12 protein-coding genes, 2 rRNA genes and 1 pseudogene (1 of these 15 running past the window's edge) are annotated in these 22,169 nt (G+C 61.4%); 6 read left to right on the top strand and 9 right to left on the bottom strand.

Annotated elements, in window-relative coordinates; all coding sequences use genetic code 11:
- Positions 1 to 75 precede the first annotated feature (75 nt).
- The gene (locus tag AABM54_RS11165) at positions 76 to 10,563 is read right to left on the bottom strand and encodes an autotransporter-associated beta strand repeat-containing protein (protein WP_347906170.1); all 10,488 of its coding nucleotides are present in this window, start codon (positions 10,561 to 10,563) and stop codon (positions 76 to 78) included.
- Positions 10,564 to 11,107: 544 nt separating this feature from the next.
- Between AABM54_RS11165 and AABM54_RS11160 the strand changes: the two genes are divergently transcribed.
- Positions 11,108 to 12,064 (top strand): nucleoside-specific channel-forming protein Tsx, encoded by a 957-nt coding sequence (locus AABM54_RS11160; protein ID WP_347905477.1) that lies wholly within the window; start codon positions 11,108 to 11,110, stop codon positions 12,062 to 12,064.
- A gap of 62 nt (positions 12,065 to 12,126) precedes the next feature.
- Complete coding sequence (locus AABM54_RS11155; RefSeq protein ID WP_347905475.1) at positions 12,127 to 13,161, top strand: purine nucleoside permease; 1,035 nt, start codon at positions 12,127 to 12,129, stop codon at positions 13,159 to 13,161.
- A 145-nt stretch (positions 13,162 to 13,306) separates the two neighbouring features.
- Here the strand turns inward: AABM54_RS11155 and AABM54_RS11150 are convergent, their stop codons facing one another.
- From AABM54_RS11150 to AABM54_RS11140, 3 genes are all read right to left on the bottom strand, one after another.
- Positions 13,307 to 14,263, bottom strand: coding sequence for a zinc-binding alcohol dehydrogenase family protein (locus AABM54_RS11150; protein WP_347905474.1), 957 nt, complete (start codon positions 14,261 to 14,263; stop codon positions 13,307 to 13,309).
- Between the two features lie 31 nt (positions 14,264 to 14,294).
- Positions 14,295 to 14,468: a DUF1427 family protein gene (locus AABM54_RS11145; protein WP_347905472.1), complete on the bottom strand. Its 174-nt coding sequence runs from the start codon at positions 14,466 to 14,468 to the stop codon at positions 14,295 to 14,297.
- Positions 14,469 to 14,544: 76 nt separating this feature from the next.
- On the bottom strand, positions 14,545 to 15,351 hold the full coding sequence (locus tag AABM54_RS11140; protein WP_347905470.1) for a helix-turn-helix transcriptional regulator: 807 nt from the start codon (positions 15,349 to 15,351) through the stop codon (positions 14,545 to 14,547).
- A gap of 146 nt (positions 15,352 to 15,497) precedes the next feature.
- Between AABM54_RS11140 and AABM54_RS11135 the strand changes: the two genes are divergently transcribed.
- Positions 15,498 to 15,725 (top strand): DUF6555 family protein, encoded by a 228-nt coding sequence (locus tag AABM54_RS11135; RefSeq protein WP_347905468.1) that lies wholly within the window; start codon positions 15,498 to 15,500, stop codon positions 15,723 to 15,725.
- Between the two features lie 62 nt (positions 15,726 to 15,787).
- On the opposite strand, the gene AABM54_RS11130 is transcribed toward AABM54_RS11135, so the two are convergent.
- Complete coding sequence (locus AABM54_RS11130) at positions 15,788 to 15,955, bottom strand: metallothionein (protein WP_347905466.1); 168 nt, start codon at positions 15,953 to 15,955, stop codon at positions 15,788 to 15,790.
- Between the two features lie 233 nt (positions 15,956 to 16,188).
- On the opposite strand from AABM54_RS11130, the gene AABM54_RS11125 reads away from it, so the two are divergent.
- From AABM54_RS11125 to AABM54_RS11115, 3 genes are all read left to right on the top strand, one after another.
- Entirely contained in the window at positions 16,189 to 16,626 is a 438-nt protein-coding gene (locus AABM54_RS11125; protein WP_347905464.1) for a thiol-disulfide oxidoreductase DCC family protein, read from the top strand.
- Between the two features lie 48 nt (positions 16,627 to 16,674).
- Positions 16,675 to 17,469 (top strand): hypothetical protein, encoded by a 795-nt coding sequence (locus tag AABM54_RS11120; protein ID WP_347905462.1) that lies wholly within the window; start codon positions 16,675 to 16,677, stop codon positions 17,467 to 17,469.
- A 132-nt stretch (positions 17,470 to 17,601) separates the two neighbouring features.
- A complete protein-coding gene (locus AABM54_RS11115; RefSeq protein ID WP_347905460.1) occupies positions 17,602 to 18,183 on the top strand; it encodes a hypothetical protein in 582 nt (193 codons plus the stop codon).
- A gap of 31 nt (positions 18,184 to 18,214) precedes the next feature.
- Here AABM54_RS11115 and AABM54_RS11110 read toward each other — a convergent pair.
- The 4 genes and pseudogenes from AABM54_RS11110 to AABM54_RS11095 form a co-directional block, all read right to left on the bottom strand.
- A pseudogene (locus AABM54_RS11110) lies at positions 18,215 to 18,921 on the bottom strand (alpha/beta hydrolase).
- 75 nt (positions 18,922 to 18,996) lie between these two features.
- Entirely contained in the window at positions 18,997 to 20,109 is a 1,113-nt protein-coding gene (locus tag AABM54_RS11105) for a succinylglutamate desuccinylase/aspartoacylase family protein (protein WP_347905458.1), read from the bottom strand.
- Positions 20,110 to 20,257: 148 nt separating this feature from the next.
- Positions 20,258 to 20,373 (bottom strand): 5S ribosomal RNA (rrf, locus tag AABM54_RS11100).
- A 158-nt stretch (positions 20,374 to 20,531) separates the two neighbouring features.
- Positions 20,532 to 22,169, bottom strand: a 23S ribosomal RNA gene (locus AABM54_RS11095); it runs 1,254 nt beyond the window's last position.

The raw sequence follows: 22,169 nt of genomic DNA, 5'->3' as shown, positions 1-22,169 counted from the left end.
CAAGTTCCATCAAAAAAACAACTGTAGCAGCAAAAAAAAGCCGCCCTGAAGGGCGGCGGTCAGTCCTCGGCAGAATCAGAAACCGAGGCTGAAACTGATGGTCATGGCGTGGTCCTTGTTGTCGTGGGACAACTGGCCGGAGTAACCGATACCCAGCTTGCCGGCGGGGCTGATCTGGTAGTCCAGACCGGCCTCGACCAGTGCGCTGTCCTTGGCGATCGGTACACCCTGGGTGGTAAATGAGGTGCCGCTGTCAATGAAGGTCAAGTCGGCATCGGGTTGGGTATCGCCGTAGGCATGGCGCCAGCCCAGTGCTGCGCGTGGGGTGATCTGCGAGCCGTTGGACAAGGTGATGCGCTTACCGGCGCGCAGGCCGACCGTGGAGAAAGTAACGTCCTGGCTGGCATCGGTTTTCAAGCGAGCGGCCCCACCCTTCTCCTTGCCGGTGTCACTGTCATAGTTGACGTAAGACAGACCGACGAAAGGTTCCAGCGCCACACCGGCAGTTTCCAGTGCGTAACCGACTTCACCGAACACCTGCGCGCTTTGCGCGTCGTAATCGGCTTTCAGGCGATCGTTGTAGCTGCCGACGCTGACGTCTCGTTTGGTTTCGATCTTGTGCCAGCTGTACGCCGCGCCCAGACGCACCGCCACCGCATCGAACTGCGAGTTGACGTACGCCGCCAGGTGCGTGGTATTCACCGAGGCATCGGACCGACGCTGGTCCACGCTCAGGTCGCTGCGGGTGTAACCCACGGCCGCACCGGCGCGCCATTGTTCGTCGAGCTGACGGTCGGTACCGAGCATGAAACCGGACAGGTTGCGGTCCAGCTTGGCCGCATTGCCATCGCCGTCCATGTCACCCCAGCCACCAAGAACGCGCATCCAGCCAACCATTTCTCCCTGGCAACCTTCGCTGCTCAAGCGGTTTTCGCTGGAGGCCAGCGTGCGCCGTGGATCGTCCTGGGCGCTGCAACCCGGTTGACGCATACGGTCGTTGAGCGCATCGCGTACGTACCGGGAGTCTTCAAGCATCGCACTGACGGTACTGGCGTGGATTTCCCCCGACAGGCTGTCGAACGCTGAACGGGCGGAAGCCTGGTCCAGATTGAGGATCTGGTAATTCAGCGCTTCGGCGTCATCATCGTCATCCCCCACATAAGCATCCAATGCTCCGGCGACACCGCCCTGGTTAGGGGTGTTGGCCACCTGGGCGAATGTCGTCTGATTGCGGGTGACGCTCAGCCCGACCTGATTGGCGCTGTACACCAGCGCCGTGTTGAGGAACGCCAGGTTCGGCAGGCTGATGGCGCTGAACGTGCCGTTGACCCCGCCGCCGGCGGTAATCAGCGAGTACGTCTTGTCACCGGTGTAAGGCACCAGGGTGTGCACTTGCAGCCCGCCCCCCAGGGTTGCCGTGCCGCCGACCGCGAGCGCGGTACTCGTTGGCGATGTCACCGTCAGGTCGAGCACACCGTCCGCGGCGTTGTTGAAGTTACCCGCCACACTGAGCGTGCCAGCCGAGGCACCGGATTGCACCAGACCATGGTTGGTCAGCGAACCGACGCTGCCGTTGCCGCTCAAACCGGCGCCATTGGCCACGGTGACCTGACCGCCGAACGTGGTCGGATTGCTGCGGTCACCCACTTGCAGCACACCTTGCTCCACCGACACGGTCCCGCTGAATGGCTGGTTGCCGGTGATCAGCAACAGCCCTGCACCCTGTTTGACCAGACTGCCACTGCCATTGATGACGCCGTTGAAACGACCATCGGTGTTCTGCGCAAACAACATCCGCGCGTTGTTGAGGAAGCGGCCTTGCAGGCTGGTGGTGTTACCGGCCAGGGTGCCGCCGCTGATGGTGGTGCCACCGCTGTAGGTGTTGGCACCGGTCAGCAACAAGGTACCGGCATCGAGTTTTTCAATCCCGCCGCTGCCCACCAATGGCGCGTCGATCTGAGCGGTGACGCCGGCATTGACCCGCACGGCAGCCAGCGTGCCGTCAGCCGCATTGGTCGGGCTCAAGCTGCCGCCGCTGCCCGCGACCAGGGTGTAACCGGAGTCGAGGAACTGCAACCCGGTGAACCCTTGATTGCCAACCACAGTGACCGTGCCGCCCTGCCCGCCAAAGACCGCAAACTGATTGTTCGTACCCTGGCTCTGCGTGCCGTTGGGGTCCGTCCAGTTGGTGCCTGGCCCCCAAGTGCCGCTGCCACCGCTGATGGTGCCGTCGGCATTGGTCTTGCCACCGTTCCAGAATTGCACTTCACCCGGTGTGTTCTGCACCAGCAGGTTGACCTGATTGGCCACTGCAGTTTGCAGAAACAGGCTCGCGGGCAGTACGCCGCCCGGCAAGGTGCCATAGCTCAAGCCGTTGTCGGTCAGGCTGCCGCCGTAGCGGAACAGTTGATAGATACCGGTGCCGAAGGCATCGCCTTGGGTGATGTTCAGCGTACCGTCGAGGGTCAGGTTGCCGGCCACGTTGACCACGGTGGTCGAGCTGCTGGCCTGGCCGAGGGTGAAGTCCAGCGTGCTGCCAGACGCCAGGCTCAATGCACCCACCGACAACGGTGTCGCGGCGCCCCCCGCCGTCAGGCTCGCGCCATTGCTCAGTTGCACGGCACCTGCAATCTGGCCACTGCCGCCAAGTTTGGCACCCGATGCAACGTTCACACTGGTGCTGCCGAGGCTGCCATTGACCAGCAAGCCACCGGCCTGGACGTTGGTCGCACCGGTCAGGGCGTTAGTGCCGGTCAGCAACAGATCGCCGCTGCCGCTTTTGATCAATGTCCCCGTGCCGGTGAGGTTGCCGCTGTACGTGCCGTTGCTGTTTTGCGCGAACGTCAGCGACGCGTTGTTGAAGATCGCCCCTTGCAGGCTGCTGGTGTTGCCACTGGTGCTGCCACCGTTGAGGATAGTGCCGCCGCTGTAGGTGTTGGCGCCGCTGAGCACCAGCACGCCACTGCCGTTTTTCACCAGGCTGCCGGTGCCGCTGACGACGCCGCTGAGGGTCAGGTCCTGGCTGCCGGCCAGGGTCAACTGGGCGCCCAGATTGAACGCATTGGCCAGTTGCAGCGCCACCGGGCTGTCGAGTTGTGCATTGCCGCCCACGCTCAGGGCAGCACTGCCTATTGCCGCGTTATTGCCGAGAATCAGCTGCCCGCCGTTGAGTTGAGTGCCGCCCTGATACGTGTTGACGCCATTGAGGGTCAGGCTCGCCGCGCCATTCTTGATCAGGCTGCCCGTGCCACTGACGACGCCACCCAAGGTCAGTGCATTAGAGCCCGCCACGTTCAGTGCACCATTCAGCACCGCGGCGTTGCTCAGGCTGACGGCGTTGTTGCTGTCCAGCGTGGTGCCATTGGCGGCGGTCAACACGCCACTGCCCAACGCGCTGTTGTTGCCGACGACCAGGCTGCCACCATTGAGGGCGGTGCCCCCGGTGTAGCCATTGGCGCCATTGAGCACCAGGGTGCCACTGTCGAGTTTGGCCAGCGTGCCGGTGCCATTGATGGCCACATCGAGGGTGGCAGTCACGCCCGGATCGACACGAATCGCGGTGTTGCCGGTGCCGCCATTCACCGCCGTCAGTGTCCCGCTCGAACCCGACACCACGTTGTAGCCATTGGTGACGAATTGCAGGCCGGTGATGCTTTGCGCACCGTTGACCGTGACCGTGCCCGCCGCGCCCTGGAACACCGCAAAGCTGTTGCCCCAGGCTTGGTTGAGCGTACCGTCCACGTTGGTCCAGTTGGTGGTGCCGCTGCCCCAGGTCCCGGTGCCGCCGTCGATGGCGCCGTTGCCGACCAACTGGCCGCCGTCCCAGAACTGCACCGTGGTGTTCGGCGCCGTCACCAGCACGTTGACCTGATTGCTGACTGCGGTCTGCACTTGCAGATCACCCGGCACCACACTGCCCGGCACGGTGCCGACCACCAGACCGTTGTCGGTGAGGGCACCGGTGTAGTTGATCAGCCGATACACGCCGCTGCCGAAGCCGCCGATGTCGCTGACGTTCAAGGTGCCGTCCAGGGTCAGGTTGCCGCCGACATTGAGCAACGAGGTGCCGCCGCCCGACACCGGAACGCCAAGACCGACATCCAGGTTGGCGCTGGGTGCCAACACCAGCGAGCCCACCGACAAGGTGTTGCCGCTGCTCAGGGCCAGATGACCACCGTTGGCGACCGTGACCGCACCGCCCAGGCTGCCGGTGCCGGTCAGGGTCCCGCCACTGTTCACCGCCACGTTGGTACTGGCCAGCGAACCGCTGAGGTTAAGCGTACCGCCGTTGACGCTGGTGTCGCCGGTCAGGGTGCTGTTGCCGGTGAGGTTCAAGGTGCCGGTGCCGAGTTTGTTCAGCAGGCCCGTGCCGGTCAGCACACCGTCGAAGGTGCTGCCCAGGTTGTTGCCACCAATGCTCAACGTGTTGCCGGCGCCGATCAGTGCCGTACCGCTGCCGGTCAGGCTGGCGATGCTGGCCGAGCCGCCGAGGTTGAGCTGGGTGCCGGTCGCCAGGTTGACCCCGGCGTTGTTGCCCAGGGCCGAACCGCCGAGGGTAGTGAGGCTACCGCCGAGCACGTTGAACAACCCGCCAAAAGTGTTGGCCCCGCTGAGGGTCAGGTCAGCCGCGCCATTTTTGGTCAGGGTGCCGGTGCTGGCCACCACGCCGGACAGGGTCAGGTTGTTGCTGCCCGCCACGCTCAGGGCAGCGTTGACGTTCAGGCCGTTGACCAGGCTCAGCGCTGAGGTGCTGTCCAGAGTCGACGCGCCGCCGACAGTCAGCGCGCCCGTGCCCAACGCCGCAGCGGAACCAAGAGTCAGTGTCCCGGCGGTCAGTGTGGTGCCGCCCTGGAAGGTGTTGACGCCATTCAGGGTCAGGTTGGCGCTGCCATTCTTGGTCAAGGCGCCGGTGCCGCTGAGGACACCGCCAAGGGTCAGCGCATTGCTGCCGCCAACGGCCAGGTTAGCGTTCAATGCAACGTTATTGCCCAGTGTCAGGCCGGCGTTGCTGTCCAGGGTCGACGCCCCGGCGACCGTCACATTGCCCAGCCCCAGTGCCGCCGCATTACCGACGGTCAGGGTCCCGGCGTTCAACGTGGTGCCACCAAGGTAACCGTTGGCCGCGTTGAGGATCAGGTTGGCCGCGCCATTTTTGGTCAGGCTGCCCGCACCGTTGATGGCGCCGCCCAGGGTCAGGTTGGCGGTGCCGCCGATGCCCAGGCTACCGGCCAGGTTCAGCACGTTGCTGATACTGACCGCACTGCTCGCATCCAGTGTGGTGCCGTTGGCGGCATTCAGCGCGCCAGAACCCAGCGCGGTGTTGGCGGCCAGGATCAACCCACCCGCGTTCAGCGCAGTAGGGCCGAGGTAGGTGTTATTGCCGCCGAGGGTCAGGCTGGCCGCACCGGTTTTGATCAAACCACCCGTGCCGCCAATCGCCCCGTTCAGGGTCAGCGCGTTACTGCCGGCCACCGTGAGGTTACCCGCCAGATTCACGGCGTTGCCCAGCGTAACCGCGGTGTTGCTGTCCAGCGTGGTGCCCGCGGCGGCGGTGAGCAGGCCGGTGCCCAGTGCGGTGTTGCTGCCCACCACCAACGTACCGCCATTGAGCGACGTACCGCCGGTGTAGCTGTTGGCACCGTTGAGTACCAGAGTGCCGCTGTCGAGCTTGGCCAGGGTGCCGGAGCCATTGATGCCCACGCCGAGGGTCGCGGTGGAACCCGGGTCGACCCGAATCGCCGCATTGCCGCCCGTCCCGTTGACCGCCGTCAGTTGACCCGCAGCCCCCGTCACCAGGTTATAGCCGTCCGTGACGAACTGCATGCCGGTGAACGCTTGCGTGCCGTCCACGGTGACCGTTCCCGCCGTGCCCTGGAACACCGCGTAGTCACTGGCCCAGGTTTGATTGAGTGTACCGTTGGCCGATGTCCAGTTGGTGCTGCCGAGATTCCAGGTGCCGGTGCCGCCGTCCACGGTGCCATTAGGCGTGGTCTGGCTGCCGTCCCAGAAACGGATGTTGGGGTTCGAGGCCGCGACCACCAGGTTGATCTGGTTGCCGATGGACGTCTGCACTTGCAGATCCCCCAGGCTGAAACCCACCGGGATGCTGCCGATGTCCAGCCCCAGGTCCAGGAGGCTGCCGGTGTAGTTGATCAAGCGATAGACGCCCGTGCCAAAGCCACCGGCATCGGTCACGTTCAGCAGGCCGTCCAGCGTCACGTTGCCACCGACATTGAGCAAGGACGTGGTGGACGGCGCGCCCAGGCTCACGTCCATGTTGCCGGTGCTGCTCATCACCAAGGAGCCTGCCGACAATGTGCTGATGGAACTCAGCGCCAGGTGCCCGCCGCTGTTGATGCTCACCGCCCCCAGCAACGAGCCGGTGCCGGTCAGGGTAGCGCCCGTGTTGACGGCGACGGTCGAACTGCCCAGTGACCCGCTGAGGTTAAAGGTCCCGCCATTGATCACGGTGTTGCCGGTAATGCCGTTGATCCCGGTCAGGTTGAAGGTACCGGTGCCGACCTTGGTCAGGCTGCCACTGCCGCTGATGTCGCCGTCGAACGTGCTGGTGGTACTGGCACCGCCGACGCTCAAGGTGTTGCCTGCCCCGATCAGCACCCCGCCGCTGCCGGTCAGGCCCGCCAGGTTGCCGTTGGCGCCTATGTTCAGACTCGCACTGGCGCTGATGTTCGCGCCGGAGGTGTTGCCGAAGGCGCCGGTGCTGGCGGTGCTTACGCTACCGCTCACCACGTTCAGCGCACCGGTGAAGGTGTTGGTGCCGCTCAGGGTCAGGTTGTCCAGACCGTTCTTGATCAGGGCACCACTGCCGCTGATGACGCCGCTCAAGGTCAGGCCGCTGTTGCCCGCCACACTCAGGTCGGCATTCAGCGCAAGCGCGTTGCCCAGTGTGAACGCAGCGCTGTTGTCCAGGGTGGCTGCGCCGCCGACGGTCAGTGCGCCCGTGCCCAATGCCGAGCCATTGCCCAGGGTCAGGGTCCCGGCGTTCAGGGCGGTGCCGCCCTGGAAAGTATTGATGCCGTCGAGCGTGAGATTGGCCGCGCCGTCCTTGATCAGTTGGCCGGTGCCGCTGATGACGCCACTCAGCGTCAGGCCATTGGTGCCGCCGACGGTCAGGTCGGCATTCAGGGCCACGCCATTGTTCAGGGTGACGGCGGTGGTGCTGTCCAGAGTGGCTGCCCCGCCCACCGTCAATGCGCTGCTCCCCAACGCCGCACCGTTGCCGACCGTCAGGGTCCCGGCGTTGAGCGTGGTACCACCGAGGAAACCGTTGGCACCGGTGAGAATCAGGTTGGCCGCACCGTTCTTGACCAGACTGCCCGCGCCGTTGACCAGCCCTGCCAGGGTCAGGTCGGCCGTACCGCCAACCGTCAGGGCACCGGCCAGGTTCACCAGATTGCTCAGGGTGACGGCCGTGTTGGCGTCCAGCGTTGTTCCAGCAGCGGCGTTCAGGGCGCCGCTACCGAGCGCGCTATTGTTGCCAACGATCAGTTTGCCGACGTTGAGCGCAGTGTTGCCCAGATACCCGTTGGCGCCGTTGAGGATCAGGTCCGCCGAGCCGTTCTTGATCAACCCGCCGACGCCGTTGACCACGCCACCGAGGGTCAGGGCGCTGGTGCCCGCAAGGGTCAGGTTGCCACCCAGGTTGACGCTGTTGCCGAGGGTCACCGCCGTGCTGGCGTCGAGGGTCGTGCCAGCCGCAGCGTTCAGCGCCCCGGTGCCCAGCGCCGTGTTGGAGCCGACGATCAACGAGCCACCGTTGAGTGCCGTAGTGCCCTGATAAGTGTTGTTGCCGGTCAGGGTCAGGCTTGAGCTGCCGGCCTTGATCAGGCCTCCCGCGCCACCGACCACACCGCCCAGCGTCAAGGCATTGGTACCTGCAACGGTCAGGTTGGCGTTGAGGTTGACGGCATTGTTCACCGTCAGCGCACTACCGCTGTCCAGAGAACTGGCGCCGGCCACGGTCAGGGCACCGGTGCCCAGTGCCGCCGCATTGCCCAGCGTCAGCGTGCCTGCGTTCAGGGTGGTGCCCCCCTGGAAGGTGTTGGCACCGTTGAGGGTCAGGTTTTGCGCGCCGTTCTTGATCAGTTGGCTGGCGCCGCTGATAACGCCGCCCAAAGTCAGGGCGTTGGTGCCGGCCAGGGTCAGGTCGGCATTGAGTACAACGTCATTGGCCACGGCAATGCCCGCGCTGTTGGCCAGGGTGGCTGCACCGCCAACGGTCAATGCGCCACTGCCCAGCGCCGCGTTGTTGTTCACGGTCAGGGTCCCGGCGTTGAGCGCGGTGCCCGCGAGGAAGGTATTAGCGCCGCTGAGAATCAGGTTGGCCGCACCATTTTTAGTCAGGCCACCGTTGCCGCCGATCACACCGCTCAGGGTCAGGTCGGCGCTGCCGCCCAGGTTCAGGTTGCCGGCAAGATTCAGCGCGTTGCTCAGCGCCACCGTCGCATTGGCATCCAGCGTGGTGTTGTCTGCCGCGCTCAAGCTTCCCAGGCTGAGCGCCGTGTTCGAACCGACAATCAGGGAACCCGCATTCAGCGAGGTGGTGCCGAGATAACCATTGTTGCCGCTGAGCGTCAGGGCCGCGCTGCCGTTCTTGATCACCCCGCCGGCACCGGTGAGCGAACCCGTGAGGGCCAGTGCCTGGGAGCCACCGAGGGTCAGGTCCGCCGCCATGCTGACGTTATTGGCCAGGGTGACGCCGGTGGTGGCGTCCAGCGTGGTGCCTGCGGCAGTGTTCAGGGCTGCCGTCCCCAGCGCGGTGTTGGAGCCGACCAGTAACTTGCCGCCATTGAGCGAGGTTGGTCCCAGGTACGTGTTGTTGCCCGTCACCGTCAGGTCCGCCGAACCATTCTTGAGCAGGCCCCCGGCGCCAGAGATCACACCGCTCAACGTCAGTGCGTTGCTGCCGACGGTGCTCAGGTTGGCATTGAGCGTCACGTTATTGGCCAGGCTCACCACCCCGGTGGTGTCCAGGTTTGCGCCGCCGTTGACGATCAGCGCTCCGGTGCCCAGCGCATTGTTGTTGCCTACCGTCAGAGTGCCGGTGTTCAGGTTCGTCGTGCCGGTGTAGCCGGTGTTGTTGCCGCTGAGCGTCAGGCTGCCGCTGCCGCTCTTGTTGATCCCGCCACTGCCGCTGATCTGCCCCGCCAGCGTCAGGCTGCCCGTGCCGGTGGTGGTCATGTTGTTATTGAGGGTGATGAGGTTGTTCAGCGTGACCGTCCCCGGTGCCGACAACGTACCCGCACCGCCGAAGGTCACCGTCCCGGTACTGAACGCCAGGTTGTTGCCCAGCAGCACTGAACCGCTGTTGATCGTGGTGTTGCCGCCGTAAGTGTTGGCCGCGCTGAGCGTCAGTTGACCGGTGCCGTTCTTGGTCAGGCCGCCACTGCCCGAGATCACGCCGGACAACGTCACGCCGTTAGCCCCTTGCAGGGTCCCGCCGCTGCTGCCCAGAGTGATCAGGTTGCTCAGGTTCAGACCGGCGTTGCTGGCCTGCAAAATCCCGCCATTGACGGTGAGCACGCCACTGCCGAATGTCGCGTTGTTGTTGAACAGCGAAACACCACCGTTCAGCGTAGCGCTGCCGCTGACCAAGGCCCCTTGCAGGGTCCAGGTGCCGCTGTCGACCCGCAGGTTATTGAAGTTGATGTAGTTGGCGCTGGACGCCGAGCCGACACCCGAGGTGCCGCCGCCGACCCCGATCGGGTTTTGCAGGATCAGGTTGTTGCTGCCACCGGCACCACCGTCGATCTGGCCCGTTGGCGCAAAGGTCAGGTCGATACCGATCAGACCACCCAGGCTCGACCCGGAACCGCCCCCGGCAGAGATGCTCGACCCGGTCACCGCGGTGAACGTGTTGGTGCTGTTGGCCCCCATCGACACACTGCCGCTGATGGCACTGGTGTTGATGAAGGAGTTGCCACCCGCCGAGGTCTCGAATGCCACGCGCCCGACAATGGAACCCGCGTTGACCATCGAGACCTGGGAGCCGCCGAACACCGCCACCACCGGTGCATCGGACCCGGTCAGGGTCAACCCGAGCAAAGCGGATGAATCGATGGTGCCGCTGTTGGAAATGTTCGTCGTGCCGCCGACCCCGTTATTGATGTTCAGCGCCATGCCGTCGAGGGTGGTCAGGTTCAGGCTCAGCACGCCTGACGAGCCGCGAAGAACGCCAGTGCCGGCGTTACTGACATTGACCGTCGAGGCGGCCGCGTTGCCGATCACGACACCGTTGCTCAGCAAGGTAATCAACCCGGCAAACGCCGGGTCGATGGTCCCGGCGTTGTTCAGCGTGATGTTGTTCCCGATCAGGTTCAACGCACTCCCGCCCAAGACTGCGTTGATCCCGGCGCCGCTGGCCACGTTGACAGTCAGGTCATCGACCGAACTGGAAAAGGTATTGAGCAGTAATGGCAGTGTCGGAACACCGGTGCAGGTTACCGTGCCCCCCGCTGCCGGGCTGGCCGGAGAGCAGGCCGCCAGTGCTTGCGGGCTGGCAAGGCCCAGAAGCAGCCCGGCAAGCCCCAGGCGCACAGCCATGGAAAGAGGGGAAATATGACCGACAACATCCATGACCTGACGTTTACCCACGCTCAACTCCTTGTAGGGTCAAACTCTTCATCCATGAATGCGTGTACAACCCACATCAACACCTTGAATCAACACGCATCAACTTCGAACACCTGACCGTGACGACAATGAATCATTGCTCAGCAACTTAGACGAGACTTCACCTTCTGCATAACTTTCGGGTCTGTTAAATAGCATTAATACTTTAGTTAAAAGTGATCTGTTAACTCTCTGAAATATGCAATAACCAGCTTAACTTTCAATTAGTTATAGAAAACGACGATTCACTGAAGCGACTGCTGTGGCAATCCGCCACACCCTACTGTCCCGCTGTCGATCCACCGCGCCCCGCGCTCTAACCAAAACGTCAGCCAACACACAAAATCCGTCATTTTTTCAATGGGCTGTTCCAAATTGGTACGACACATGCAAACGTTTGCGTCAGTTGCTTGAACGGTTCATCCCGACACGTCCGTTCCCGCTTCGCCAAACCCCGCACGAACAAGGATTTTCAATGCACCTCACCTCCCCACGCCCCGCGTCGCGCAACCGTTTTGCTGTTTCCCTGCTACTGAGCACCGTTACAGGACTACTCAGCCACAGCGCCCTGGCGCTAGAAACCACCATTGATGAGTCCGCTCAGGGTGAAGCCTTGAGCGCCGAAGCCAGCCCGCCGAAAAAAGGCGCTTACCTGTCGGACTGGTTCAACCAGGACCTGATGATCATTGGCAGCAAGGACATCAGCTTCGGGCCGCAACCGGCCGACGATATCTACCTGGAATATGAATACTTCGGCCGCAAGGGCCCGTTCGAACTCTATGGCTACGTCGACATCCCGAAGATTTTCGACATCGGCAACAGCCACGACAAAGGCGTCTGGGACCACGGTTCGCCGCTGTTCATGGAGCACGAGCCGCGCATTTCCATCGACTACCTGGCCGGCCGCAGCCTGGCCATCGGGCCGTTCAAGGAATGGTATGTGGCCTTCGACTGGATCTACGACCACGGCAGCCGCACCGCCAACCGCGCCAACACCTTGTACAGCGGGCTGGGCACCGACATCGACACCCACTCGCGGGTGAACCTGTCGGCCAACTTCTATGGGCGCTACCAGTGGGAGAACTACGGCGCCAGCAACGAATACTCCTGGGACGGCTATCGTGCACAGTTGAAGTACATCGTGCCGATCAGCAGTTTCAGCAATGGTGCATCGCTGACCTACATCGGCTTTACCAACTTCGATTTCGGGTCCGACCTGCACAAGGACAATCCGGCGCGCACCGCCAATGCCACGGTGGCCACCAATGTGTTGCTCTATTCCTTCACCCACTTGCGCTTCACCCTGGTCGGGCGTTACTTCCACAACGGCGGCAACTGGGACGACGGCAGCGAGTTGAACTTCGGTGATGGCAACTTCCGTGCACGTTCCGATGGCTGGGGTTACTACGCCGGGGTCGGTTATCAGTTCTGAGCGGCACATTTCAATCGACAAGCTGCCAGCAGCTTGTCCTGCATTCAGTCAGGGAGATTCTGATGCACACAATCACTCGTCTTTGTTTGTCCGTGGGCCTGGCCTGCGGCACCCTCCTCGCTTCTACCGCGTGGGCCGCTGAAACACCGATCCAGCCAAAAGTAATGCTGATCACCATGTTCGCCCCCGAAGCGCAACACTGGATCGATCGCCTGGAGCTCAAGCAGCAGGTCCGCGTGCCCGGACTGTCCGCCGAGTACCCGAACATCCGCTGCAACACCCGACAGGTGTGCCTGATGGTGACCGGCATGGGCCAGACCAATGCGGCAGCGTCCACCCTGGCATTGGCGCTGTCGCCAATGTTCGACCTGCGCAAAAGCTACTTCGTGATTGCCGGGATCGCCGGAATCAGTCCAAAACACGGCACCCTCGGCACCGCCGCGTGGGCACATTACCTGGTGGAGTTTGGCACCCAGTGGGAGCTGGATTCCCGGGACGCACCGAAAGACTGGCCGACCGGCTACACCGGGATCAACACCCAGGGCCCTGACGAAAAACCGCCGCTGGACTACAAGACCGAAGTCTTTGAGCTCAACCCGAAGTTGCAGGCCAAGGCCTTCGCCCTCAGCCAAAACGTGCCGTTGAGCGAAAGCGCGCAATCGGCGGCCTGGCGCCTGAAGTACCCGTCTGCCCCGGCCAATCAACCGCCGGTGGTGACCCGATGCGACACGCTGGCAGGCAACACCTGGTTTTCCGGGACCCGTTTGAGTGAACGGGCGGAAGTCTGGACCAGGCTCCTGACCGATAACAAAGGCGCCTACTGCACGACCCAGCAAGAAGACAACTCCACTTATGAGGCGCTGCTGCGAGCCAGCCGTGAGGGGCTGGTGGATGTCCAGCGTCTGGCAGTGGTGCGCGCCGGGTCGGATTTCGACCGGCCGGCACCGGGCGCGAGCGAAGTGGACAACCTGCTCAAGTACGCGGATCAGGGCGGGTTTGTCCCGGCCCTGGAAAACCTGTACCGCACGGGTAACCCGTTAGTGCAGGAAATTCTCGACAACTGGTCAGCGTGGGAAAACGGCGTGCCTGAGGCGTGATGCTGCATTGATCGAACCGACGCCTTCGCGGGCAAGTCGGATCGCCACACCGCTCGCGCCTACACACCGTAATCGCCGTAGGCGCGAGGCTTGCCCGCGATCAACCGTGCAGCGGTCGCACAACGGTATCGATTGGGTACGCGTCTCAAGGCACCAGCACTATCTTGTCGCCACGCCCCTGATTCACTTCGCCATAGCGGTCCAGCCCTTCGGCCAATGGGGATTCGACCAGGCCTTCGGGCAGCGGCAGCAGTCCTTCGTCGAAGAACCGGCCGAACTGGTCGAGCATCGCCGCACACGCCTGCACGCCATAGAGCAACGAATTGATCCCCACCACCGAGCCGCCCCGGCGATACAGCGCCAATGCAGGCAACTGCACATGACCGTCAACCGGAGCGGCAATGATCGCAATCCGCCCGAACGTCGCCAGTGCCGGCACGGCAGCCGGCAGCCAGAAGCCTGTGGTGTCGAAAATCACCTCTGCGCCCCCGGCAAACACCGCATTGACCTGCGTCGGCAGATCCTCAGGCTTACCCAACTCAATCGTCTTGATGCCCTGAGCCTGCAAAGCGTTGACCTGCTCCGGCCGTCGCGCCGCTGCCAGCACCTGGGCACCACGGACCTTCGCCAGCGCCAGCGCTGCACTCCCGACCGCCCCGCCGCCGATCACCAACAACCGGGTTCCGGCCTTCACCAGGCTGCGTTCCAGCGCGTCCCACGCCGTGGTGTACGGCACGCCGAGGCTGGCGGCCTGGGCGAAGCTCAGATGACTCGGCTTGAGCGCCACGCCATTGGCCGGCAGTTTGACGAATTGCGCATGGGAGCCGTCGGCGAAGAAACCCAACTCGCGGCCAGTGCCCCAGACAGCCTGGCCGATCAATGCCTGCGGGCCTTCCACCACGACACCTGCAAAATCCCGTCCGGGAATCCTCGGCAGCGTGGTGTAGGGAAAACGCCCGAGCACGTTCTTCACATCGCTGGGGTTCAGGCCGGCCGCCTTGATCTGCACCAGCACTTCATTCGCGCCCGTGGCCGGGGTCGGCACCTCAACGTAACGCAACGCTGCAAGGTCACCGGTTTTATCGAATTGCAGGGCTTTCATGGGAGGCTCCATCAAAAAAGTGAAAAGGTGTTCAAGAGATCCAGCCTGCGAGCAACTGCCGGCCCATTGGCCAGAGCTTTTCGCCGGCAAGCATGCCCAACAACCCCACTAACGCGATGGCTGGCGGCGCGGGCGAACGAAAGTCCAGCGCGCCATAGAGCACGCCGACACCCAGGCCAATGACCAGTGACATGAGGTAATTCATGGCGAACTCCGTGCGCTTGGCGTCATGCGACGATGCAAATGGGGAATGCACACAGTGTAGAGAGTGCCCGCAACGGCTATCGGCCAAGCGCTTCTGGATTTCGGACAACTGAGCCGGGAGACACCGTGAACTGTGATGGCGCCACGCCCAGTTCCCGACGAAACATGTCACTGAAACTGCTCGGCGAGTAACCCAGCGCACGGGCAATGGCGCCGACCGGCGCACCCTGGATCAGTTCGGCCACGGCCACCGCCAGTTGCACCTGACGCCGCCACTCGGCAAACCCCATGCCCAGGCCATCCTTGAACAGGCGGGCCAGGGTCCGCACGCTGGCACCGGCATGTTCAGCATGCTGCTCGAAGGCGATCTCCAGCGAAGGCGCGGCCATGACCGCCTGACACAGGCTTACCAAACGGCGATCCGAAGCGTCCGGCATGGGAATCTTCAACAGCGAACGTTTTGCCCGTTTCAACTCCAGCAGCGCCAACCCCACCAATGCTTCGTAATAGTCGGTTGGACCGCTGTCGCCCTGCGCCACCAACCCGAGGATCAACTCGCGTAACAGCCCGCCCACCTCGATCACCTGAACGCGGCTGTCCAGCGTTGCGGCCAACGAAGGGCGCAGGTAGATATTGCGCATCTGCAAATCGGAAACCACCCGAATGCCATGCACCACGCCCGGTGGCAACCAGACTGCGCGCTGCGGTGGCACGACCAGCGCTTCGGTCGGCGTCTCGACCCACATCACACCGCTCATGGCATAGAGCAACTGGCCCCACTCATGCGCGTGAGGCTCGATAAACAACCCGCGCGGATAGGTCCGTGCCAAGGGTTGCACCGGCACATCGAAGTCACTCAGGTCAGGGGGAGCGGCAAGGGCCATGGGCACGTATCGAGGTTGGGGGTATACGTGTTCATGGTAACGAGGCAGTCCGATGCCCGCCAGCAAAGCGTTCCGCTCGGCAATCAGAGTGAATTTTTCAGCAGGGCGGCGATCCCTCTATAACAACAAGGAGGAATACGGGCGCTATGAACAACGCAAAACTTTTCGTCATCGAGTACACCCTGCATGGCGTTGCCAAGTCTTTCATCATCCGCCAGGAGAAGATGGACAACGCCGAAGCCTGGCACTGGGCCAGTTGTGATGCGGGGGTGGGCCGGATTGGACGTTTCGGTCGCGAACAGGTGAAAAAGACCACCCGGCCGCTGGCGGAAAAGTTCGGCATCGAAAACGTTGCCTGGCGGCCGACGCGTTAACCCGCGATCAGCCCGGCACTGAGCGCGGAGCCCCGACGAGCTCCACGTTCAGGCCGTCGCGGTCAACCATGAGCGCCCTTGGCGCACTTGCAACCGCTGCCAGCGCAGGCTTCGCCGTGTTCATGGTGCTTGGCGCAGCCTTCACAGCAATAGTGCTTGCCGTGGCGAACAATCGAATGTTCTCCCAGTTTGCAGGTGCAATTGGGGCAGGCGCAGGTTTCTGCTTTCATCAGTCTGACTCCAGTGTGAGGGTCGTCCGGACACCGCCATACAGCCATGCCCGAAGCACCGACCGCCCGCACCTGAACGCAGATTGCCTAACGGCGAGAACGGTCGTTACTCAGAGCAAAGCGTAGTCGACGCCCGCCGGTGAGGTGCACACCCTTTTCTAACCTGAAATATCGCGCCAAAGGCAGGTATGCTTTGGCGGCCTGCCGCGCAGAGCCCCGATCAGAGGAACCCGATGAAAACCGCTTGCCCACCCTATCTGCACCCTGGCGATCGCGTCGTGTTGTTCGATGGCGTCTGCACACTGTGCAACGGCTCGGTGCGCTTCCTGATCGCCCATGACCCTCACCAGAAAATCAAACTGGCCTCAATGCAATCGATCCAGGGTCAAGCGCTGTTGAATTGGTTCAACTTGCCCACCGAGCAGTTCCAGAGCATGGCGTTCATCGAAAATAACGCCGTGTTCGAACGCTCGGACGCCTTTATTCGAATGATGCGTCACCTGCCGTGGCCATGGCGGGCGCTCAGCGCAATCCGGGTGATTCCACGCCCCGTGCGTGACTGGGTTTACGACCGGGTAGCACTCAATCGCTATCGGCTATTCGGTCGTCGCGATGTGTGCCTGTTGCCAGACCCTGCGCATCAGGACCGGTTTCTCGATGATCGGGGTTGAGTTGTAACCCCTGTGCCCTACCTTCTGCCCACGTACAAGGATGTTGCCGTGCTGATGCTGAAACTGTTGGTGGTTCCTGGTTTTTTGCTGCTGATTTCCCTGGCGGGTAAACGTTGGGGACCCAGTGTTGCGGGTTGGCTGGGGGGCTTCCCGGTGGTCGTGGGGCCGATCCTGTTTTTCCTCGCCCTCGAACAAGGCGTGGCATTTGCCGCCCAGGCGTCGACTGCCGCGCTGTCGGCACTGTTTGCAATGATCGCGTTCAGCATCGTCTACGCCCAGGCCGCGCAACGCTTGCGTTGGCCCAGCGCCTTGGCTTTGGCGGTATTGGTGTGGGCGCTCTGCGCGGCGCTGTTGTCGCTGGTGCCGACATCACTGGGGTTTTCCATCGCCGCTGCAACCACCGCACTGGTCGGCGCGCCGTACCTGTTCCCCAAGGTCCAACCGCTCACTGTGCCAGTTGCGCCCCGATCCGACCGGTTGATCTACCGCATGCTCGCGAGTGGCGTTCTGACCCTCGCAGTCACCCTGTTGGCCAGCTCCGTGGGCGAACGCTGGAGTGGGTTTCTGGCAGTGTTCCCGGTACTCGCCAGCGTGCTGGCGGTGTTCTCGCACCAGAGCCACGGCCCGGCCTTCACCGCTACCTTGCTCCGGGCCATCGCCACCGGCTTGTATTCCTTTGCCGCGTTTTGTCTGGTACTGGCACTGGCCTTGCCGACGCTGGGACTACTGGCATTCCCGTTGGGGGTGGGGGTTTCGCTGGGGGTTTTGTTTATGAGCAAACGGTGGCTATCAAAACCAGAGCCTGGTGACTTGAATCCATCCATCGGTGGAGAGGTACGATGAATGGCAGCCATCTCCTGATCATCGCGGCAGCGCTTCTGGATATCACCTCTTGCTTGAACGCGCCACCACTGGAGTGATCCATGCCTGCCGTGGGATGATCGCCGCCACTGCGTGTAGCCCCGGAGAATTTGCATGTCACTGTTCCGCCAAAAAACCGTTGCCCTGTTGCTGACTGCGGTCGCCAGTTTCGGCACCGTCAACACGTATGCGGCCACCAAAAACACAGGGAACACCACTCCCGCACAAAAAGTCTCGGTGCTGAGCGGCAAGTTCAGCTTCACCCTGCCCAAAGGGTTCATTGCCAACCCGCTGTCAGCCGGCGATGAAGCCAGCGGAACGGCTGGCGCCACCGGCACCATGTACACCAATCAGGCTACAAAAACCGTGGTAATCGTCGCCGAAAACACCATCCCCAATGGTGTGACGGTCAAGGACAACGACTCCGCGTTCCTCGACCAGTCCGTATCGGGCTTTGCCACCCAACAACGCCAGGCCTTGCCTGACTTCAATAAACAGAGTGAAAAAAGCCTGACAGTGAAAGGTCTTGGGCTGCGCCAGATCGACAGCACGGCCACACAGGGCGGTGGCCAGACTCTCAACACCAGCCTGTTGGCCGGCTCCGGCAACCGCATGGCACTGATCCAGATTATTTCCCGCGCCGACGACAAAACCGGGCATGGCGTGCTGGTCCAGCAAATTCTTGCCGGTAAGTAAGCAAAAACGGGAGCCGCCAGGCGGCCCCCGTTTATTGATTGATCCGCCGCATCCAGGCGTTCAAGTCCTGCATTTCGGTGCCGCTGATGGTGTGGCCAATACCCGGATAGGCATGAAACTCAGGCTTGAGTGAAAGCCCCTGCAATAGGCTGTAGGCTTCGGTGCCATCGGTGTAGGGCAATCGCGAGTCCGCCGTGCCATGCCCAATGAAAATGGCCAACGACTCACGTCTGGGGTCTGTCTTGAGGTTCTCACTGAGCAGCGGCAGGACTTTGCCACTCAAGCGCGCACAGCGTGAGGATGAGTCAGGGCGACTTCATAGGACATGATTGCGCCCTGACTGAACCCGACCAAAATAACCTTGTCCGCTTGGGTGCGATACTTCTCCGCCGCTTGCACCACGAAGTCCAGTATCAACTGTGTACTGCCCTGTAAGTCATCGGTCTCACCGTCGTAGGCTCCTTCGCCCTTCTTGCGAAACCACTGGTAACTCCCGTCTTCCAGCATCTGCGGTGCGCGTACGGATAAAAAAGTATACGTCGCGGGCAACGTGTCCTTGATGTCGAACAGGTCTTCTTCATTGCTGCCAGAACCATGGAGGAAAATCACCAACGGCTGGTTCTGTGGAGCGGGTGTTGTTTGCTCCAGATACGGCAACGGTAGGTCAGTGTGCAAAGGTGTCTGGGCGTTTACGGCGAAAGATGCCATCAGCATCAACAACCCAAGAATCTTGTGCATGGGGGTTCCTTCAGTTTCACCGATGAGTGCGGCAGAGTTTCTCGGTGTGGGGAGTGGGGGGTTACACAATGGGGCTCAATCGTTAATCAGCTTTCCGGCTCGAATCGCGTCGCGCCCTGCGACCTTGGCTTGCCAGATTCCCGGTTGCGTGTAGCGCCCGCGATCAAGGGCAAACAACACCCCGCTGGTTCCGGCACACACGGTACTGACCCGATCACTCAGCGGGTCAACCACCTCGAACAGCGCATCGCCCGTCTCCACCCACTCCCCTGCCTCACGCAGGAAACTGACAACCCCGTGATGCGGTGCGAAGAGGTACTGCGTGCCCTCAAAGGGCATGCCTTCACAACAATCACTCGGCGCTGACGGCCAGTCTCCGTCGATAAATCCCTGCTCGGCGAAGAAGCCGAGAATGGCTTCGCAATTGGCCTGCGCCTGAACCACACGGGTGTCACCCATACTGCCCAACTCCAGGGTTGTTGCCAGGTTAGCCGGAGGAATGGCTGCTTGCGGGAACGCTTTGGCCAAGCGCAACCACGGCGATGAGCAAGACTCATCGAAAGAACTGCCGCCTGAGTCTTCACACAGCAACGCGACACCAGCCTTCAGTCGTGCTGCCAGCGATTGCCACTGTGGCCAATGTTGCGGCAAGGCATAGAGGTGAATGACGGCCTCAAAATCACAATGCAGATCGAGCGTGATATCAGCATCACAAGCATGGCGCAGCAGCAGTCGGTGCAAGGCTTCGAGTGATGAGACCGGCGCTGGCAATTGATCGAGGACCTGCCCCATGGCCTGGCGGATCAAGGCAATATTGGACTGCGCATCGGCGCCCAGACGCGTCCCGATCAACTCACCCACGGGCCCGCCAAGCTCGTGGAACGCCCGGTTGAAATTTTTTCCGCTGCCCAATTCGAAGCGGCCCAGATGACTACCTTGCAGGTGCTGGTCCAAGCCGATGGGGTTGGCCACGGGGACCAATTCGATGATGCCCCTTAACTGACCTTGGCTTTCAAGTTCAACAAGCCGCTTCTTCAACTCCCAGGCGGTACGCATGCCCGGCAGTTCATCGGCGTGCAAGCTGGCCTGGATATAGACCTTGCGTGAGCCACTACCGAAACGGAATACGCTGAGGCTACGCTCAGTGCCCAAGTGGCTCCAAGGCAGTGGATGATCAATACGTTGCATGGGATCTCCTGGATCAATCACCAAAGGAACAGACCGCGCAGAATACCTCTCGACCTGCAGATCATGAAGACCCATTTCCGCTGATGACTTTTTCGCAGGCAAAACAAAACCCCTACCTGCATACGCAGATAGGGGTTTCGGAATTTAATCTTGACGATGACCTACTCTCACATGGGGAAACCCCACACTACCATCGGCGATGCATCGTTTCACTACTGAGTTCGGGATGGGATCAGGTGGTTCCAATGCTCTATGGTCGTCAAGAAATTCGGTAGCCAGCTCGTGTGCCTTTCGGTTCACGCTCCAGCGAATGGGGATGTGATAGATCTCGGTGCTTTGTGAATCGCAAACTTTCGGTTCGTTTCGTCTTCACACACCGCAATCTGGCGCTCTCTCGAGTCACTAAATTGCTTGGGTGTTATATGGTCAAGCCTCACGGGCAATTAGTATTGGTTAGCTCAACGCCTCACAGCGCTTACACACCCAACCTATCAACGTCGTAGTCTTCGACGGCCCTTCAGGGAACTCAAGGTTCCAGTGAGATCTCATCTTGAGGCTAGTTTCCCGCTTAGATGCTTTCAGCGGTTATCTATTCCGAACATAGCTACCCGGCAATGCCACTGGCGTGACAACCGGAACACCAGAGGTTCGTCCACTCCGGTCCTCTCGTACTAGGAGCAGCCCCTCTCAAATCTCAAACGTCCACGGCAGATAGGGACCGAACTGTCTCACGACGTTCTAAACCCAGCTCGCGTACCACTTTAAATGGCGAACAGCCATACCCTTGGGACCGGCTTCAGCCCCAGGATGTGATGAGCCGACATCGAGGTGCCAAACACCGCCGTCGATATGAACTCTTGGGCGGTATCAGCCTGTTATCCCCGGAGTACCTTTTATCCGTTGAGCGATGGCCCTTCCATACAGAACCACCGGATCACTAAGACCTACTTTCGTACCTGCTCGACGTGTCTGTCTCGCAGTCAAGCGCGCTTTTGCCTTTATACTCTACGACCGATTTCCGACCGGTCTGAGCGCACCTTCGTACTCCTCCGTTACTCTTTAGGAGGAGACCGCCCCAGTCAAACTACCCACCATACACTGTCCTCGATCCGGATAACGGACCTGAGTTAGAACCTCAAAGTTGCCAGGGTGGTATTTCAAGGTTGGCTCCACGCAGACTGGCGTCCACGCTTCAAAGCCTCCCACCTATCCTACACAAGCAAATTCAAAGTCCAGTGCAAAGCTATAGTAAAGGTTCACGGGGTCTTTCCGTCTAGCCGCGGATACACTGCATCTTCACAGCGATTTCAATTTCACTGAGTCTCGGGTGGAGACAGCGCCGCCATCGTTACGCCATTCGTGCAGGTCGGAACTTACCCGACAAGGAATTTCGCTACCTTAGGACCGTTATAGTTACGGCCGCCGTTTACCGGGGCTTCGATCAAGAGCTTCGCGTTAGCTAACCCCATCAATTAACCTTCCGGCACCGGGCAGGCGTCACACCCTATACGTCCACTTTCGTGTTTGCAGAGTGCTGTGTTTTTAATAAACAGTCGCAGCGGCCTGGTATCTTCGACCGGCATGAGCTTACGGAGCAAGTCCTTCACCCTCACCGGCGCACCTTCTCCCGAAGTTACGGTGCCATTTTGCCTAGTTCCTTCACCCGAGTTCTCTCAAGCGCCTTGGTATTCTCTACCCAACCACCTGTGTCGGTTTGGGGTACGGTTCCTGGTTACCTGAAGCTTAGAAGCTTTTCTTGGAAGCATGGCATCAACCACTTCGTCACCCAAAGGGTAACTCGTCATCAGCTCTCGGCCTTAGAATCCCGGATTTACCTAAGATTCCAGCCTACCACCTTAAACTTGGACAACCAACGCCAAGCTGGCCTAGCCTTCTCCGTCCCTCCATCGCAATAACCAGAAGTACAGGAATATTAACCTGTTTTCCATCGACTACGCTTTTCAGCCTCGCCTTAGGGACCGACTAACCCTGCGTCGATTAACGTTGCGCAGGAAACCTTGGTCTTTCGGCGTGGGTGTTTTTCACACCCATTGTCGTTA

Source organism: Pseudomonas purpurea, assembly GCF_039908635.1.
GTDB classification, from domain to species: Bacteria; Pseudomonadota; Gammaproteobacteria; order Pseudomonadales; family Pseudomonadaceae; genus Aquipseudomonas; species Aquipseudomonas purpurea.
The sequence above is the reverse complement of the archived record's forward strand: the minus strand, read 5'-3'. Positions and strand labels throughout refer to the sequence as shown.

Coding starts and splice junctions, on each gene's coding strand:
- AABM54_RS11165 (WP_347906170.1), bottom strand. CDS start 10,563: ATGGCTGTGCGCCTGGGGCTTGCCGGGCTGCTTCTGGGCCTTGCCAGC.
- AABM54_RS11160 (WP_347905477.1), top strand. CDS start 11,108: ATGCACCTCACCTCCCCACGCCCCGCGTCGCGCAACCGTTTTGCTGTT.
- AABM54_RS11155 (WP_347905475.1), top strand. CDS start 12,127: ATGCACACAATCACTCGTCTTTGTTTGTCCGTGGGCCTGGCCTGCGGC.
- AABM54_RS11150 (WP_347905474.1), bottom strand. CDS start 14,263: ATGAAAGCCCTGCAATTCGATAAAACCGGTGACCTTGCAGCGTTGCGT.
- AABM54_RS11145 (WP_347905472.1), bottom strand. CDS start 14,468: ATGAATTACCTCATGTCACTGGTCATTGGCCTGGGTGTCGGCGTGCTC.
- AABM54_RS11140 (WP_347905470.1), bottom strand. CDS start 15,351: ATGGCCCTTGCCGCTCCCCCTGACCTGAGTGACTTCGATGTGCCGGTG.
- AABM54_RS11135 (WP_347905468.1), top strand. CDS start 15,498: ATGAACAACGCAAAACTTTTCGTCATCGAGTACACCCTGCATGGCGTT.
- AABM54_RS11130 (WP_347905466.1), bottom strand. CDS start 15,955: ATGAAAGCAGAAACCTGCGCCTGCCCCAATTGCACCTGCAAACTGGGA.
- AABM54_RS11125 (WP_347905464.1), top strand. CDS start 16,189: ATGAAAACCGCTTGCCCACCCTATCTGCACCCTGGCGATCGCGTCGTG.
- AABM54_RS11115 (WP_347905460.1), top strand. CDS start 17,602: ATGTCACTGTTCCGCCAAAAAACCGTTGCCCTGTTGCTGACTGCGGTC.
- AABM54_RS11105 (WP_347905458.1), bottom strand. CDS start 20,109: ATGCAACGTATTGATCATCCACTGCCTTGGAGCCACTTGGGCACTGAG.